This is a genomic window from Rhodococcus sp. JVH1, assembly GCF_000280725.2.
GTDB classification, from domain to species: Bacteria; Actinomycetota; Actinomycetes; order Mycobacteriales; family Mycobacteriaceae; genus Rhodococcus_F; species Rhodococcus_F jostii_A.
Map to the genome: position 1 here is coordinate 6,608,913 of NZ_CP166289.1, position 16,141 is coordinate 6,625,053.

The 16,141-nt window shown below is 68.7% G+C and carries 14 protein-coding genes; 11 read left to right on the plus strand and 3 right to left on the minus strand.

The genetic code is table 11. The features are described 5' to 3' along the window. Positions 1–24: 24 nt before the first annotated feature. From JVH1_RS30745 to proB, 11 genes are all read left to right on the plus strand, one after another. Complete coding sequence (locus JVH1_RS30745) at positions 25–1,221, plus strand: sugar diacid recognition domain-containing protein (RefSeq protein WP_009474027.1); 1,197 nt, start codon at positions 25–27, stop codon at positions 1,219–1,221. Positions 1,222–1,359: 138 nt separating this feature from the next. Further along, a complete protein-coding gene (locus JVH1_RS30750) occupies positions 1,360–1,512 on the plus strand; it encodes a hypothetical protein (protein ID WP_009474026.1) in 153 nt (50 codons plus the stop codon). Positions 1,513–1,567: 55 nt separating this feature from the next. Next, on the plus strand, positions 1,568–4,276 hold the full coding sequence (locus JVH1_RS30755; RefSeq protein WP_009474025.1) for a valine--tRNA ligase: 2,709 nt from the start codon (positions 1,568–1,570) through the stop codon (positions 4,274–4,276). Continuing rightward, positions 4,273–5,700: a folylpolyglutamate synthase/dihydrofolate synthase family protein gene (locus JVH1_RS30760; RefSeq protein WP_009474024.1), complete on the plus strand. Its 1,428-nt coding sequence runs from the start codon at positions 4,273–4,275 to the stop codon at positions 5,698–5,700. Before JVH1_RS30755 ends, JVH1_RS30760 begins: the two co-directional genes overlap by 4 nt. Continuing rightward, complete coding sequence (locus JVH1_RS30765) at positions 5,697–6,107, plus strand: DUF4233 domain-containing protein (protein ID WP_009474023.1); 411 nt, start codon at positions 5,697–5,699, stop codon at positions 6,105–6,107. The genes JVH1_RS30760 and JVH1_RS30765 overlap by 4 nt, the downstream gene beginning before the upstream one ends. An 18-nt stretch (positions 6,108–6,125) precedes the next feature. After that, positions 6,126–6,545 carry a nucleoside-diphosphate kinase gene (gene ndk / locus JVH1_RS30770; RefSeq protein ID WP_009474022.1) on the plus strand — a complete coding sequence of 140 codons (420 nt, stop codon included), beginning with the start codon at positions 6,126–6,128 and terminating at the stop codon, positions 6,543–6,545. A gap of 456 nt (positions 6,546–7,001) precedes the next feature. Continuing rightward, the gene (locus tag JVH1_RS30775) at positions 7,002–10,418 is read left to right on the plus strand and encodes a translation initiation factor IF-2 N-terminal domain-containing protein (RefSeq protein ID WP_009474021.1); all 3,417 of its coding nucleotides are present in this window, start codon (positions 7,002–7,004) and stop codon (positions 10,416–10,418) included. Between the two features lie 206 nt (positions 10,419–10,624). Further along, positions 10,625–10,936, plus strand: coding sequence for a 50S ribosomal protein L21 (gene rplU / locus JVH1_RS30780; protein WP_005248081.1), 312 nt, complete (start codon positions 10,625–10,627; stop codon positions 10,934–10,936). Positions 10,937–10,978: 42 nt separating this feature from the next. Next, positions 10,979–11,242, plus strand: coding sequence for a 50S ribosomal protein L27 (gene rpmA / locus JVH1_RS30785; protein WP_005248077.1), 264 nt, complete (start codon positions 10,979–10,981; stop codon positions 11,240–11,242). Between the two features lie 143 nt (positions 11,243–11,385). Beyond that, a complete protein-coding gene (gene obgE, locus JVH1_RS30790; RefSeq protein WP_009474019.1) occupies positions 11,386–12,846 on the plus strand; it encodes a GTPase ObgE in 1,461 nt (486 codons plus the stop codon). After that, entirely contained in the window at positions 12,843–13,943 is a 1,101-nt protein-coding gene (gene proB, locus JVH1_RS30795; protein WP_009474018.1) for a glutamate 5-kinase, read from the plus strand. Before obgE ends, proB begins: the two co-directional genes overlap by 4 nt. Positions 13,944–13,946: 3 nt before the next feature. On the opposite strand, the gene JVH1_RS30800 is transcribed toward proB, so the two are convergent. The 3 genes from JVH1_RS30800 to JVH1_RS30810 are packed head-to-tail and all read right to left on the minus strand — an operon-like array spanning position 13,947 to position 16,140. Beyond that, positions 13,947–14,774 (minus strand): NAD-dependent protein deacetylase, encoded by an 828-nt coding sequence (locus JVH1_RS30800; RefSeq protein ID WP_009474017.1) that lies wholly within the window; start codon positions 14,772–14,774, stop codon positions 13,947–13,949. A 21-nt stretch (positions 14,775–14,795) separates the two neighbouring features. Continuing rightward, complete coding sequence (locus JVH1_RS30805) at positions 14,796–15,731, minus strand: D-isomer specific 2-hydroxyacid dehydrogenase family protein (RefSeq protein ID WP_009474016.1); 936 nt, start codon at positions 15,729–15,731, stop codon at positions 14,796–14,798. A gap of 10 nt (positions 15,732–15,741) precedes the next feature. Then, complete coding sequence (locus JVH1_RS30810) at positions 15,742–16,140, minus strand: ectoine synthase (RefSeq protein ID WP_009474015.1); 399 nt, start codon at positions 16,138–16,140, stop codon at positions 15,742–15,744. Position 16,141: the final 1 nt, after the last annotated feature.

The window sequence follows — 16,141 nt, forward strand, 5'->3', positions numbered from 1 at the left end:
GGATTCGGTACTGAGTTGTGCGATATGCACAATCCCTCGAAGGGTTCGGAAGGGCTGTCGATGCTGAGTGAGGCTCTGGCGCAACAGATCGCGAACGAGATCACCGACGTCATCGGGTTCAACGTGCTCATCACGGACGCGGCGGGCACGGTGGTCGGCAGCGGGGACGAACGTCGCATCGGCCAATTCCACGAGGCATCGATCGAGGTGATCCGTGCGCGGCGCATGATCGCGCATTCGGCAGCGGACGTCCGCGACCTCGTCGGCAGTCTGCCCGGCGTCACCATTCCGCTCGTCATCGACGGTGACGTGGTGGGCACGATCGGGCTGTCCGGCTCACCCGAGCAGGTCGAGCAATTCGGGCTCGTGGTCAAGCGGCAGACCGAAATCCTGATGCAGGAGGCCTCGCGGATCGGTACCCGGCTGACCTACGAGCGGGCTGCGGAAGAGCTGCTCCGCGACATCTGTGATTGGCATCGCTCCACGTTCACCGAGGCCCAGATCGTCCGGCGGGCAACGGGTCTGGGATACGACCTGCGCCTTCCCCGGGTCATGGTGCTGATCAGCTACGACAGTCACTCCGACGACGTCGCGGTCCAGGGACAGCCCGTGTCGCACAGGGTCCTGCGCGCCGTACAGGACGCCTTCGACTCCGCGACCGATCTGGTCGCGCCGCTCGCTCGGCAGGTCGTCGCGGTCACCACCGTGGTGACCGCACGGACCCCCGCGGCGGATGCGGCTCTGACGGACCGGTGCCGGAAGTATGTGTCCCTGGTCCGCGAACGGGGATGGGACACCCGCGTGGGGATCGGATCGATCGCGCACGGGGTCGAACAGCTCAATCTCTCGTCCCAGGACGCGTACGACGCGCTCCGGCTCGGCGCGGTTCTCGACCCACGCGGGCAGGTCTACGACATCGACCGGTTCCGCCTCCATCAGGCCGTCTCGGTGATACCCGCGGAAACCCGTGACAGACTGTCACGGGCGGTGCTCGGCGCGTTGGCCACCGACAACGACTGGCCGCACCTGCAGGAGACGCTGATCGCGTGGGGGGAGTGCGGGTTCAACTCCAGCCGGGCGGCGCAGCGGCTGCACGTCCACCGCAATACCCTCGCCAACCGACTCGACAAGATCGCCCGGCTCCTCGGTCGCCCGCTGGACGAACCGGGTCTGGGTATGACGCTCTACCTCGCCTGTGTGGTGGCACAGCGGGCCGGCTGAGCCTTCTGCCGGCGTGTGTGTGAACACCACCGGCGCGCCCGTCGCCGTGTCGCCGCCGATCGGCGGCGTTTTCGATGCATACTCGACACTCTCGAGTGGTTGCCGCACTGGATGCGGCAGACGAACCGGAGGAATCCCTTGAACGACCACCACGTGCAGCTCTTCTCCGAGCTGCACAGCACCGCAGGATCCCAGGCAGGCGGAGAGGATGCCGGCGAGGCGCTGCGCCCCGTCGACCCGGAGCATCGCACCGCCACCGAGGTGCACCGCGCCCTGTTCAGCGACCAGTAGCGAGGCGGACGGTAGCCCCGTCGTCGGTCGTCCGCGCGTTCATTAGACTCGACGGGTGACCAGTGCAGCTCCAGAAAATCCCCAGAACCGTGCCGATGCCCTCCCGAAGAGCTGGGACCCCAGTTCCGTCGAGGACGATCTGTATCAGGGCTGGGTAGACGCCGGTTACTTCCGTGCGGACCCGCACAGCGACAAGCCGGGCTACTCCATCGTCCTGCCGCCGCCGAACGTGACCGGCAGCCTGCACATGGGTCACGCGCTCGACCACACGTTGATGGACGCGCTGAGCCGCCGCAAGCGGATGCAGGGCTACGAGGTGCTGTGGCTGCCCGGCATGGACCACGCGGGCATCGCGACGCAGACCGTGGTCGAGAAGCAGCTCGCCGTCGACGGCAAGACGAAGGAAGACTTCGGCCGCGAGCTGTTCATCGACAAGGTGTGGGACTGGAAGCGCGAGTCCGGTGGCACCATCGGCGGCCAGATGCGCCGCATCGGTGACAGCGTCGACTGGAGCCGCGACCGGTTCACCATGGACGACGGGCTGTCCCGCGCCGTCCAGACGATCTTCAAGCGCATGTACGACGACGGGCTGATCTACCGGGCCGAGCGTCTCGTCAACTGGTCGCCAGTGCTGCAGACGGCGATCTCCGACATCGAGGTGAAGTTCGAGGACGTCGAGGGTGAGCTGGTCTCGCTGCGTTACGGCTCCCTGAACGACGACGAGCCGCACGTAGTGGTCGCGACCACCCGTGTCGAGACGATGCTCGGTGACACCGCCGTGGCCGTCCACCCCGACGACGAGCGATACAAGCACCTGATCGGGACGACGCTCGAGCATCCCTTCACGGGGCGCGACATCCCGATCATCGCGGACGAGTACGTCGATCCCGAGTTCGGCACCGGCGCCGTCAAGATCACGCCCGCGCACGACCCCAACGACTTCGAGATGGGCCTGCGGCACAACCTGCCGATGCCGACCATCATGGACAAGACCGGCAAGATCGCCGACACGGGAACGCAATTCGACGGTCTCGACCGCTTCGAGGCGCGCGTCAAGGTGCGCGAGGCCCTCGCCGAGCAGGGTCGCGTGGTCGCGGAGAAGCGGCCCTACCTGCACAGTGTCGGGCATTCCGAGCGCACCGGTGAGTCCATCGAGCCGCGCCTGTCGCTGCAGTGGTGGGTGAAGGTCGAGTCCCTCGCGAAGGCCGCGGGTGACGCGGTGCGCAACGGCGACACGGTCATCCACCCGGCCAGCCAGGAACCGCGGTGGTTCGCGTGGGTCGACGACATGCACGACTGGTGCATCTCGCGTCAGCTGTGGTGGGGTCACCGGATCCCGATCTGGTACGGCCCCGACGGCGAGGTCGCGTGCTTCGGACCGGACGAGACCGCACCCGAGGGCTGGGTGCAGGATCCCGACGTCCTCGACACCTGGTTCTCCTCCGGGCTGTGGCCGTTCTCGACCATGGGCTGGCCCGAGAAGACGCCCGAGCTCGAGAAGTTCTATCCCACAAGTGTTCTCGTCACCGGTTACGACATCCTGTTCTTCTGGGTGGCGCGGATGATGATGTTCGGCACGTACGTGTCGGAGGACGACGCCATCGCTGGGCGGGGCGAGCGAAGCGACGGGGTGTTCAGCGAAGGCAAGTCCGGACCGCAGGTGCCGTTCGAGGACGTGTTCCTGCACGGCCTCGTCCGCGACCAGTTCGGCAAGAAGATGTCGAAGTCGCGGGGCAACGGCATCGACCCGCTCGACTGGGTCGACCGCTTCGGCGCGGATGCGCTCCGCTTCACGCTGGCCCGCGGCGCCAATCCCGGCAGCGACCTGTCCGTCGGCGAGGACCACGCGCAATCGTCGCGGAACTTCGCGACCAAGCTGTTCAACGCGACCAAGTTCGCCCTCATGAACGGGGCCGCGCCGGCGCCACTGCCCGGACGCGACCAGCTGACCGACGCCGACCGCTGGATCCTCGACCGTCTCGAGCAGGTGCGCGGGGAGGTCGACGCCGCATTCGACCGGTACGAGTTCAGCAAGGCGTGCGAGGCGCTGTTCCACTTCGCGTGGGACGAGGTCTGCGACTGGTACCTCGAGCTGGCCAAGGTGCAGTTCGCCGAGAACGACACGGTCGCGGCGAACACGAGGGCCGTGCTCGGCAACGTCCTCGACGCCCTGTTGCGCCTGCTCCACCCGGTGATCCCATTCGTCACCGAGACGCTGTGGAAGGCGCTGACCGAGCGTGAGTCCGTCGTCGTGGCGCAGTGGCCGCAGTCGAGCGAGGCAGCCGCGGATGCGGTTGCGGCGCAGCGCGTCGAGGACATGCAGCGACTGGTGACCGAGGTGCGCCGGTTCCGCAGCGATCAGGGTCTCAAGCCCTCGCAGCGGGTTCCCGCACGCATCAGCGGCATCGCCGAGGCCGATCTGGACACGCAGCTCGCCGCGGTCACGTCGCTGGCGCGCCTGACGGACCCGGAGGACGGTTTCGCGGTGTCCGCGTCGGTGGAGGTGCGCCTGAGCAAGGCGACCGTCACCGTCGACCTCGACACGTCCGGCAACGTCGACCTCGGCGCCGAGAAGGCCCGGCTGGAGAAGGACCTCGCGGCCGCCCAGAAGGAACTTGCCGGTACCACCGCCAAGCTGTCCAACGAGGCGTTCCTGGCCAAGGCCCCCGACGCCGTCAAGGAGAAGATCCGTACGCGTCAGCAGATCGCGACGGAAGAAATCGAACGCATCACCAAGCGATTGAAGGAGCTGGAAGGCGCGTGACCTCGCCCGACTTCACGCCGGAGGGAGTCAGTCCTGTCGACCTCGCGGAGCTGACACTGGTCGAGGCGGAACTCGACAAGCGGTGGCCCGAGACGAAGATCGAGCCGTCCCTCACCCGGATCGCGGCCCTGATGGACGTGCTCGGTTCGCCGCAGCACGGCTATCCCGCCATCCACGTCACCGGCACCAACGGCAAGACGTCGGTGACGCGGATGATCGACGCGCTGCTCACGGCGCTGCACCGGCGCACCGGCCGCACCACCAGCCCGCACCTGCAGCTCGCCACCGAGCGCATCAGCATCGACGGGCGCCCGGTGTCGCCCCGCCGATACGTCGACACGTATCGAGAGATCGAGCCGTACGTGCAGATGATCGACCAGCAGTCGCAGGCGGCCGGCGGCCCCGCGATGAGCAAGTTCGAGGTGCTCACCGCGATGGCGTACGCCGCGTTCGCGGAGGCGCCCGTCGATGTCGCCGTCGTCGAGGTGGGTCTCGGCGGGCGTTGGGACGCAACCAATGTCATCGACGGCGAGATCGCGGTGATCACCCCGATCAGCCTCGATCACGCCGAGTATCTCGGCGACGACCTGGCCGGGATCGCCGAGGAGAAGGCCGGCATCATCAAGAAGGGCCGCGAGGACGCGCTCGTGCCCCGCGACGCCGTTGCGATCCTGGCCGAGCAGACACCGGAAGTGATGGAGGTGCTGCTCCGCAGGGCCGTCGAGGTGGATGCCGCGGTCGCGCGGGAGGGCTCCGAGTTCACGGTGCTCGCCCGGCAGATCGCGGTCGGGGGTCAGCAGCTCGAACTGCAGGGCCTCGGCGGGGTCTACACCGACATCTTCCTGCCCCTGCACGGGGAGCACCAGGCGCGTAACGCGTCGCTCGCGCTCGCGGCCGTGGAGGCGTTCTTCGGTGCGGGCCCGGAACGGCAGCTCGACCAGGAGGCCATCCGGGAGGCGTTCGCCTCGGTCGTCAATCCGGGCCGGCTCGAACGTGTGCGCAGCGCCCCGACCGTGTTCCTCGACGCCGCCCACAACCCGGACGGGGCGCGTGCGCTCGCCGCCGCCCTGACCGCCGAGTTCGACTTCCGCAAGCTGGTCGGCGTCGTCAGCGTGATGGGGGACAAGGACGTCGACGGCATCCTGTCGGCGCTGGAACCGGTGTTCGACGAGCTAGTCGTCACGAACAACGGTTCGGCACGGGCCATGGACGTCGACGATCTCGCCAATCTCGCGGTCGCCAAGTTCGGCGACGAACGTGTCGTCGTGGCACCCACACTCGCGGACGCGCTGGAAACGGCCATCGGGCTGGCCGAGGAGGTCGCCGAACCCGGTGAGGCAGTATCGGGGGCGGGCGTCGTGGTCACCGGATCCGTGGTGACCGCCGGTGCGGCCCGCACCCTCTTCGGAAAGGACCCAGCGTGAGCGAGCCGGACTCGAATGCTTCGGAACCGGAGTTCGGACCGCCGACCAAGGACCCGTGGAAGGGATTCCGCGGGGTGGTCGCGGGATCTCTGATCCTGGAAGCCATCGTGGTGCTTCTCGCCCTGCCGGTCGTCGCGACGGTCGGCGGCGGACTCACCTGGTGGTCCGGAACCTACCTCGTGGGGCTCGCGGTGCTCATGATCCTCGGGGCGGGCCTGCAGGGCCGCCCCTGGGCGATGAAGTACAACCTGTTGTTGCAGGTGGGGCTGCTACTCGGGTTCTTCGTCCACGTGTCGATCGGTTCGGTCGGAGTGGTCTTCGCAATCCTGTGGGGATACCTGCTCTACTTCCGCCGGAACGTCCGCCAGAGAATGGAGCGGGGCCTGCTGCCGGGGCAGCGGGGCTGACCATTTAGGCTGTGCGCCGTGACTGAGCGCACCCTTGTACTGATCAAGCCCGATGCCGTTGCCCGCGGATATGTAGGAGAAATCCTCGGTCGTATCGAGCGGAAAGGTCTGACGATCTCCGCGCTCGACCTGCGCACCGCTCCCGGCGACATCGCAGCCGCCCACTACGCCGAGCACGAAGGCCGCCCCTTCTACCCCGGCCTGCTGGAATTCATCACGGGCGGCCCGCTCGTCGCGGCAGTCCTCGAAGGTCCCCGTGCGATCGCCGCGTTCCGTCAGCTCGCCGGGGGCACCGACCCGGTCGAGAAGGCCGTTCCAGGCACGATTCGCGGCGATTTCGGGCTCGAAGCCCAGGGGAACCTGGTTCACGGCTCCGACTCGGTCGAGTCCGCCGAGCGCGAGATCGCCCTCTGGTTCCCCCACCTCGCCGCCAACTGACGTACCTCTCCACCCACCCCTCGACCCACCGACCTGCCCTCCGGGCCGGCGGCGCCATCGCGTGCGGAACATGTTCCAGACCGATACGTGCGCCGCTGGCACGGACTGAGGCACACGTGTGGGATACTGGGGGTGGTCGGACCGCAAATTGTGCACCACGCGGCTTCGACCGGATGACACCACGGCTCGATGCCCTTCATCGCTGCCCCTGCGTCAACAGGAAATACCTGGGCGTTCGGCACGCTGGATGATCAGGCGCTCGCGCCGGGGATGACGGCCATCCGCAAGGCACTACATGGGTGTGCAGTGAAAACGGACACTGCACGCGCTGTGTGGAGCGAGACCAGACAATCTCGCGCTCACATCTGGGGCGCGAGTACACATACTGCGCCCTCGCGTGGCCGCGTGACACTCCCAGACACGGGAGTGGACGCGCCCGGGGGCTGAGGAGACTACGTGGCCGATCAAGCGCCGCCCACAAATTCAGAGCCGAACGAAACGGCCACCACCGGGAGCGTGGTTCCCGCCCTTCCGGAGAAGATCCGCGTTCACGCCCTCGCGAAGTTGCTGGGCGTAACGAGCAAGCAGGTTCTTGCCGAGGCCGCGGCCCTCGGAACCGAACTGCGCAGCGCGCAGTCGAGCCTGCAACGCGACGTCGCCGAGCGGGTGCACGCAGCCTTCACCGCTGCGCAGACCGCTCCCACCGAACCACCCGCCGCGGTCGAACCGGTCGCGGAGACCCCGGCCGCCGAACCGGTCGCGGAGCCCCCCGCCGCCGAACCCGTCGTCGAGGTCGCACCGGAACCGGTCGCGGCCGCGGACGTCGAGGAAGCAGCGGCCGAGCAGACTCCGGCTCCCGCAGTTCCCACCGAGGAAGCGGCCGCCCAGGAGCCCGTCGCGGAGGAGGCCGCGGTCGCCGAGCGCGACCTCGGACGTGACCTGTTCACCACCGCGTCCTACCAGGTCGAGGCACCCGCCGCCGAGCCCGCCGTCGAGACCCCGCCCGCCGTCTCGCAGGTCCCGCTGTTCCTGCAGCCCGACCTCGCAGCGGTCGAGACTCCGCCGCGTCGCCGGCGCAGCCGCCGGGACGCCGGGACCCCGGAACCCACCACCGAGCAGCCGCCCGTCGCCGAAACGCGCGAGGAGGTGCCCGAGCCCGCCAAGGCCACGGACACCGGAACCGCCGACACCGAGTCGGACGAGTCCGACGTCGACGGCGATCAGCCGCGTCGTCGTCGCCGCGGCCGCCGCGGCCGTGGTCGTGGACGGGGTGAACAGCAGAACGAGCAGGACACGGACATCGACACCGAGGGTGCCGAGGCCGAGGAATCTGCGCGGGAATCCGTTCGCGAGGAGAAGGCCGCCGAGACACCGACTCGGGAGCCCGAAGAGAAGCCGAAGAAGGATTCCGAGGAGCAGCCCGCGGGGGCCGAGCAGGCCGAAGCGGAGTCCGGTGACGAAGAGACCGGTGAGGGTGACTCCGACGGGTCGAGCCGTCGCCGTCGCCGCCGTCGCCGTCGCAAGTCCGGTGGCGAGGGGTCGGGAGAGGCCACGTCCGAGGACGATCCGCCGAACACCGTCGTCCACGAGCGTGAACCTCGCAACAAGAGCCGCTCGAAGGACGAGGTCCAGGGCATCACGGGGTCGACACGGCTCGAGGCGAAGCGTCAGCGTCGCCGCGACGGCCGCGATGCCGGCCGCAGGCGCCCACCGATCCTCACGGAATCGGAGTTCCTGGCCCGCCGCGAGGCCGTCGACCGAGTGATGGTGGTGCGCGACCGCATCGCCACCGGGCAACCGCACGCGACGACGCAGGTCGCCGTGCTCGAAGACGGCGTTCTCGTCGAACACTTCGTGACCACGTCGGCGTCGGCGTCGATGGTCGGCAACGTGTACCTCGGACGCGTCCAGAACGTGCTGCCCAGCATGGAAGCCGCGTTCATCGACATCGGCCGCGGCCGCAACGGCGTGCTGTACGCGGGTGAGGTCAACTGGGAGGCTGCCGGGCTCGGTGGCAACTCCCGCAAGATCGAGCAGGCGCTCAAGCCGGGCGACCAGGTGCTGGTCCAGGTCAGCAAGGACCCGGTCGGGCACAAGGGTGCACGGCTGACGACGCAGATCAGCCTCGCGGGCCGCTTCCTCGTGTACGTGCCCGGCGGCACGTCCACCGGTATCAGCCGCAAACTGCCCGACACGGAACGCAAGCGCCTCAAGGACATCCTGCGCGACATCGTGCCCTCGGACGCCGGAGTCATCATCCGGACCGCGTCCGAGGGGGTGAGCGAGGAAGAACTCGCCCGCGACGTGAAGCGTCTGCAGGACCAGTGGGCCGGGATCGAGGCTCAGGCCGCGAAGGCGGAATCCGGTAAGTCCGGCAACCCGCAGGCCCTGTACGAGGAGCCCGACCTTCTCGTGAAGGTCATCCGCGACCTGTTCAACGAGGACTTCTCCAAGCTCGTGATCGAGGGAGACAAGGCCTGGTCGACGGTCGAGTCGTACATCAGGTCCGTCGCCCCCGACCTCATGCCGAGGCTCGAGCAGCACACGTCGGACAACGGTGTCGACGTCTTCGAGGCGCACCGCATCGACGAGCAGCTGGCGAAGGCACTCGACCGCAAGGTCTGGTTGCCCTCCGGTGGCACGCTCGTGATCGACCGCACCGAGGCCATGACCGTGGTCGATGTCAACACCGGCAAGTTCACCGGTGCCGGCGGAAACCTCGAGGAGACCGTCACCCGGAACAACCTCGAGGCGGCCGAGGAGATCGTCCGGCAGATGCGCCTGCGCGACATCGGCGGCATGATCGTCGTCGACTTCATCGACATGGTGCTCGAATCGAACCGCGATCTCGTGCTGCGACGCCTGACGGAGGCCCTGGGCCGGGATCGCACCCGCCACCAGGTGTCCGAGGTCACGTCGCTGGGCCTGGTCCAGATGACGCGGAAGAAGCTGGGCACCGGGCTGGTCGAGGCGTTCTCGACGACCTGTGAGCACTGCCACGGCCGGGGCATCGTCGTCCACGCCGAGCCGGTCGAGGTGAAGACCTCCGAGGACAACGGTGCGCGCGGGTCGTCCCGCGGCGGCGACTCCGGCGGCTCCCGAAAGAAGCGGGGCCGCGACAAGTCGTCCGGTGGGGAGACGTCGCAGCCTCCCGTGCACGAAGAGACCCCGACGGTGGATGCCACCGTCAAGCGGGCCCACCCGGTCGCTCTCGCGATGGCACACCACCATCACGAGGAGGAGGCCGCGCACGCACACAGCGGGCACGAGGCGGAATCCGCCGAGCAGCCCGCGGCGGCGGTTCCCGAGCCCCAGCAGCCTGTCGCCGCCGAGGCGGAGACACCGGCGGCAGACCTGCCCGGCATCGAAGAAGCCGTGGCCGAGGCCCCGGCAGCGGTCGCTGCGGAAGCCGTCGTGGCACCCGAGGCGGAGGACACCGTCGCCGAGGAAGCGGTCGTCGAAGAAGCCGTGGCGGAAGAGACTGTGGCCGAGGAGCCGGCCGTCGAAGCCGCACCGGCCGAAGCCGCACCGGCCGAAGCGGCTCCGGTCGCCGAGACCCCGGAACCCGTCGTGGAGCCCGAGCCCCAGCCGGAGCCGGTGGCCCCGCCGCGGCGAAGGAGCCGTCGGGTGTCGAGAGCAGCGGCAGCGCCGGTGTCCGAAACCCCGAGCGCGGGGACGGTGTTCGTGATCCCGACATCGGAGACCGGCGCCGAGCACGCACCGGAGCCGGAACCGGCCATGTCGGCGTCGGCCGTGAGTGCGCCGCCGGCGTCCTCGCCCGACGGCGGGGATTCGCAGGCATCGCCGCGCAGGCCGCGTCGTCGCCGGGCCGCGGCACGTCCCGCCGGCCCGCCGGTGGACGCCGACAACTGACGAGGGACTGCGGGAAGGCAATCGGCGCCGGTTTGTACGGAACGGTTGCCTTCCTGTAACCTTGACCAGTCGCTACTCGGCGATGAAGGTCAGCTGTGCCCTCACCTGTGATGGCTGCGCGATCTCGACCGAGCTAGCCGTCACACCAGACCAGTCGCGCACACTGTGGCGCGAGCAAGTTCGAAGAAGCAAGGGGTAGCCCTCCGATGGCAACGTACGCGATCGTCAAGACCGGCGGAAAGCAGTACAAGGTCGCTGTTGGTGACCTCGTCAAGGTCGAGAAGATCGAGGGTGAGCCCGGCACTGCTGTCTCGCTTGCTCCCGTTCTCGTCGTCGACGGATCCGATCTGACGACCGACGCCGACAAGCTGGCCAAGATCTCGGTCACGGGTGAGGTCGTCGAGCACACCAAGGGCCCGAAGATCCGGATCCACAAGTTCAAGAACAAGACCGGCTACCACAAGCGTCAGGGCCACAGGCAGAAGCTGACGGTCCTCAAGGTCACCGGCATCAAGTAGCTAGAGCTTCAGAGCTGATTTCACCCGAGGAGGGTCAAGAACATGGCACATAAGAAGGGTGCATCCAGCTCCCGTAACGGTCGCGATTCAAATGCTCAGCGACTCGGCGTGAAGCGTTTCGGCGGCCAGTCCGTCAGCGCCGGCGAGATCCTGGTGCGTCAGCGCGGAACCCACTTCCACCCCGGCGTCAACGTCGGTCGTGGCGGCGACGACACGCTCTTCGCGCTCTCTGCCGGTGCCGTCGAGTTCGGCACCAAGCGTGGACGCAAGACCGTGAACATCGTTCCGGCGGCGGCAGAGGCCTAGTTCTGCCGCGAGTATGCATCGTCCCGTGAGGGACGTTTCAAGCTCCCAATAGGGGCGGACCTGGGTCGTGATACCCGGTCCGCCCCTATTGTTTTTTTCACGAGTGAGATCAACACAATTGACTGAGGAAGGATCCGGCAGTCATGTCCCGATTCATTGACCGCGTCGTGCTGCACGTCAGCGCCGGAAAAGGCGGCAATGGCTGCGCCTCCGTTCACCGGGAGAAGTTCAAACCGCTCGGTGGCCCGGACGGCGGCAACGGCGGGCGTGGCGGTGACGTCGTGCTCGAGGTGGACGGCAACGTCCACACCCTCCTCGACTTCCATTTCCACCCCCACGCGAAGGCCACCAACGGCAAGCAGGGGATGGGGAGCAACCGTGACGGCGCCCAGGGCGACGACCTGATTCTGAGGGTTCCCGACGGCACCGTCGTCCTCGACGAGGACGGCCGGATTCTCGCCGACCTCATCGGTGTCGGCACCCGCTTCGAGGCCGCCCAGGGTGGCCGCGGCGGACTCGGCAACGCGGCCCTGTCCTCGAAGGCGCGCAAGGCGCCGGGTTTCGCGCTCCTCGGTGAGGACGGCGTCGAGCGGGAACTGGTCCTCGAACTGAAGTCCGTGGCCGATGTCGGGCTGGTCGGGTTCCCGTCGGCGGGCAAGTCCTCGCTCGTGTCGGTGCTGTCGGCGGCGAAGCCGAAGATCGCCGACTACCCGTTCACGACTCTCGTGCCGAACCTCGGTGTGGTGTCGAGCGGCGACACCACGTTCACGGTGGCCGACGTGCCCGGGTTGATCCCCGGCGCGAGCGACGGCCGCGGGCTCGGACTGGACTTCCTGCGCCACCTCGAGCGGTGCGCCGTGCTGGCGCACGTCGTCGACTGCGCGACGCTCGACCCGGGCCGCGACCCGATCTCCGACATCGACGCACTCGAGGCGGAACTCGCCGCGTACAAGGGTGCGTTGTCCGGCGACGCCGGGCTCGGTGACCTCGCGGACCGCCCCCGCATCGTGATCCTGAACAAGGCGGACGTGCCGGAGGCGGCAGAGCTGGCCGAGATGGTCACCCCCGACCTCGAGGCCCGCGGATGGCCTGTCTTCACGATCTCGGCCGTCAGCCGAGAGGGGTTGCGTCCGTTGACGTTCGCGCTCGCGAAGCTGGTTGCGGACTACCGTGAGGCGCACCCGAAGGCCGAGCCGAAGCGTCAGGTGATCCGCCCGGTGATCTCGAACGAGAACAGCTTCAGCGTCGTGGCCGACCCCGAGATCCCCGGTGGGTTCATCGTCCGCGGCACACGGCCGGAACGCTGGGTGCGGCAGACGCAGTTCGACAACGACGAGGCCGTGGGTTACCTCGCCGACCGGCTCGCGCGGCTCGGTGTGGAAACCGAACTCGTCAAGCAGGGTGCGGAGCCGGGCGCGTCCGTCACGATCGGCAACGTGAGCTTCGACTGGGAGCCCCAGACACCGGCCGGCGTCGATCTCACCCGCACCGGTCGCGGCACCGACCCGCGTCTGGATCAGGTCGAGCGCATCGGCGCGACCGAACGCAAGCACGCGTCCAGGATCCGTCGCGGTCTCGAAGGCCTCGACCCCGAAGACCAGTGAGCGCCACCCGGCGCACGATCGCGTCGGCGGGCAGCATTGTCGTGAAGATCGGCTCGTCCGCGCTGACCAGCCTGGTCGGCGGGCTCGACGTCGGTCGACTCGACGCGCTGGCCGATGCGATCGAGGATCGGATGCGTGCCGGTTCCGACGTGGTCGTCGTGTCGTCGGGGGCCGTGGGCGCGGGTCTGGCCCCGCTGGGGCTGACCAAGCGGCCACGGGACCTGGCGACGAAGCAGGCCGCCGCGAGCGTCGGCCAGCTGGCGCTGGCCCATGCCTGGGGCACGTCGTTCGCCCGGTACGGCCGCACCGTCGGGCAGGTGCTGCTCACCGCGGACGACATCGCCCGCCGCGCGCAGCACCGCAACGCGCAACGCACCCTCGACCGTCTGCGCGCGCTGCACGCGGTCGCGATCGTCAACGAGAACGACACCGTCGCCACGGCGGAGCTGCGATTCGGTGACAACGACCGGCTCGCCGCGCTCGTCGCGCACCTGGTCGGCGCCGATGCCCTGGTCCTGCTCTCGGATGTCGACGGGCTGTACGACGGCGACCCCCGCAAGGGCAATGCCACGCTGATTCCCGAGGTGAACAGCCCCGAGGATCTCGACGGGGTGGTCGCGGGCTCGGGCGGCGCTCTCGGCACCGGCGGGATGGCGTCCAAGCTGTCGGCAGCGCGCCTCGCGGCCGATGCCGGCGTGCCCGTACTGCTCGCCGCCGCCTCGGACGCCGGGGCAGCGCTGCGGGACGCCGAGGTGGGAACGGCGTTCGCGGCCCGGCCGTCCCGGTTGTCGGCGCGCAAGTTCTGGGTACGCCACGCCGCGGACGAGCAGGGGATCCTGCACATCGACGAGGGCGCTGTGCGTGCCGTCGTCACCAAGCGGCGGTCGTTGCTGCCCGCGGGGATCAGCGCGGTCTCGGGGAGGTTCTACGGCGGCGACGTCGTGTCGCTCCTCGGCCCCGACGAGCGACCCGTGGCCAGGGGAGTGGTGGCGTACGACTCGGCGGAGATCAGCGACATCCTGGGTAAGTCCACCCAGGAACTGCCCGCGGAGATGCAGCGCCCCGTCGTCCACGCGGACGATCTGGTGCCGCTCTGACGGTCACGCGGGCAGCGCGGAGGACGCGTCGAGCAGTGCGGTGAGAGCTTCCGAACAGCCGGCGTGGTGCGTGTGGGTGGCGAACTCGTCGCCCCGTGTCGTCCCCCTGTTGACGATGACGATGGGGATTCCGCGTTTGGCGGCGTGCCGGACGAACCGCAGTCCCGACATGACGGTGAGCGACGAGCCGGCCACCAGGAGCGCCTCGGCCTCGTCGACCACGTCGTAGGCGGCGGCGACCCTCGGTTTCGGAACGGATTCGCCGAAGTACACGATGTCGGGTTTGAGTAGACCGCCGCACGCCTCGCAGTCGACCATCCGGAAATGCTCGGTGCTGGTGATCACCGCGTCGGCGTCCGGTGCGATCTCCACTCCCTGTGCGGCAGCAACGGTTTCGGCGAATCCCGGGTTCGCGCGCTCGAGCCGGTCGGCGAGCGTGGCCCGCGAGATCAGGGCGCCGCACGTCAGGCACCGGACCTGGGCGTACGTGCCGTGCAGGTCGATCACCCGGCGACTGCCGGCCTTGGTGTGCAGCAGGTCGACGTTCTGGGTGATGACGCCACTCACGGCACCCGCCCGCTCGAGCCCCGCCAGGGCGCGGTGGCCGGTGTTGGGCCGGGCGGCGTCCATGTGCCGCCAGCCGAGGTGGTTCCGCGCCCAGTAGTGGCGGCGGAAATCGGGATCACCGGTGAACTGCTGGTACGTCATGGGATTGCGCGGTGGCGAGTCCGGACCCCGGTAATCGGGGATCCCGGAATCCGTCGAGATGCCGGCGCCGGTGATCACACACAGGCGCCGGCCACAGAGTATGTCGATCAGTCGGGCGAACACGCACTCCAGGGTAGCGCCGGCTCAGTACCCGACGACAGGATCGATCAGAGCGGTGAGATTCTCACCGGCGACGAAGCGGGTGACGTTCAGCGCCACGTGCTCGGCGAACGCCGGGGGGCGCACCGACGGCGGGTTGGAATCGTGGGGGGTGATGATCACATTGGGAAGGTCCCACAGCGGGTGGCCGTCGGGAAGAGGCTCGGGATCGGTGACGTCGAGTCCCGCTCCGCCGATCGTGTTGTCCCGCAGCGCTTTCACCAGTGCATTGGTGTGGACGAGCGAGCCGCGCGCGACGTTGATCACCCACGCGGTCGGCTTCATCTGCGAGAATTCCGCCGCCCCGACCAGATGGTGCGTGGCGTCGGTGGCGGGAGCCCCGATCACGAAGTGGTCCGCGCGCGCCCACACCTCGCCCAGGCGGGTGGTGGGGAGCGTCTCGATCGCGCCCGGCACCGGGCTGCCGGAGCGATTGACCGCGATGACGTCGGCCCCGACACCCGCGAGCATCGGGATCAGCGCCCGGCCGATTCCGCCGGCACCCACGATGGCCACCGTGGTGCCCCGCAGGGTGCCGATCTTCGAATAGAACTCCTGCTGCCGCCAGGTCTTCGCCTCGAGGTGCTCCGGTAGTGCCCGCACCCCGGCCAGCAGCAGCGTCAGGGCGTGCTCGGCGACGGTGGCGGCGAACGCGCCCGCCGCCGACGTCCACAGCACGGCGGTGTCGGGTCTGATGACCTTCGCGGCGAACCACTCCTCGACACCCGCGGAGTTCAACTGCACCCAGCGGATGTTCTCGGGAAGCGGGTCCGGGAACCCGATCGGGCCCGTGGTCCAGACCAGGGCGTCCGCGGAGTCGAGGGGTGCCACACGGGCACCGCCCCGGCGCACCGCATCCTCGAGGAGCGGGTCCGGGGCGGGTCCGATGGCTATAGCTGGAACAGCAGCGTCGTCGGCCATGGGGTCGAACTTACGCGGGAACCTCGACCAACGGGTAGACACCGTTTTCGTCGTGGACCTCACGCCCGGTGACGGGCGGGTTGAACACGCACAGCATCCGCATTTCGGTCTCGGGCTCGACGCGGTGACGCTCGTGACCGTTGAGCAGGTACATCGAACCGGGGCCGAGTTCGTAGACCTTGTCGTTGTCGAGGTCGATCAACTTGCCGGTTCCCTCAACGAGCCACACGGCCTCGACATGGTTGGCGTAGTGGAACTCGTTGACCGAGCCCGCTTTGATCGTGGTCTCGTGGAACGAGAAACCCACTTTGTCGCCGCCGAGGATGATGCGCTTGCTGCGCCAGTTTCCGTCCTCGCTGGTGATGTCGCGGTCGGTGTCGGTGATTTCTGCGGTGGTGCGAACGATCATG

Coding starts and splice junctions, on each gene's coding strand:
- JVH1_RS30810 (WP_009474015.1), bottom strand. CDS start 16,140: ATGATCGTTCGCACCACCGCAGAAATCACCGACACCGACCGCGACATC.
- JVH1_RS30745 (WP_009474027.1), top strand. CDS start 25: ATGCACAATCCCTCGAAGGGTTCGGAAGGGCTGTCGATGCTGAGTGAG.
- obgE (WP_009474019.1), top strand. CDS start 11,386: ATGTCCCGATTCATTGACCGCGTCGTGCTGCACGTCAGCGCCGGAAAA.
- rpmA (WP_005248077.1), top strand. CDS start 10,979: ATGGCACATAAGAAGGGTGCATCCAGCTCCCGTAACGGTCGCGATTCA.
- rplU (WP_005248081.1), top strand. CDS start 10,625: ATGGCAACGTACGCGATCGTCAAGACCGGCGGAAAGCAGTACAAGGTC.
- JVH1_RS30805 (WP_009474016.1), bottom strand. CDS start 15,731: ATGGCCGACGACGCTGCTGTTCCAGCTATAGCCATCGGACCCGCCCCG.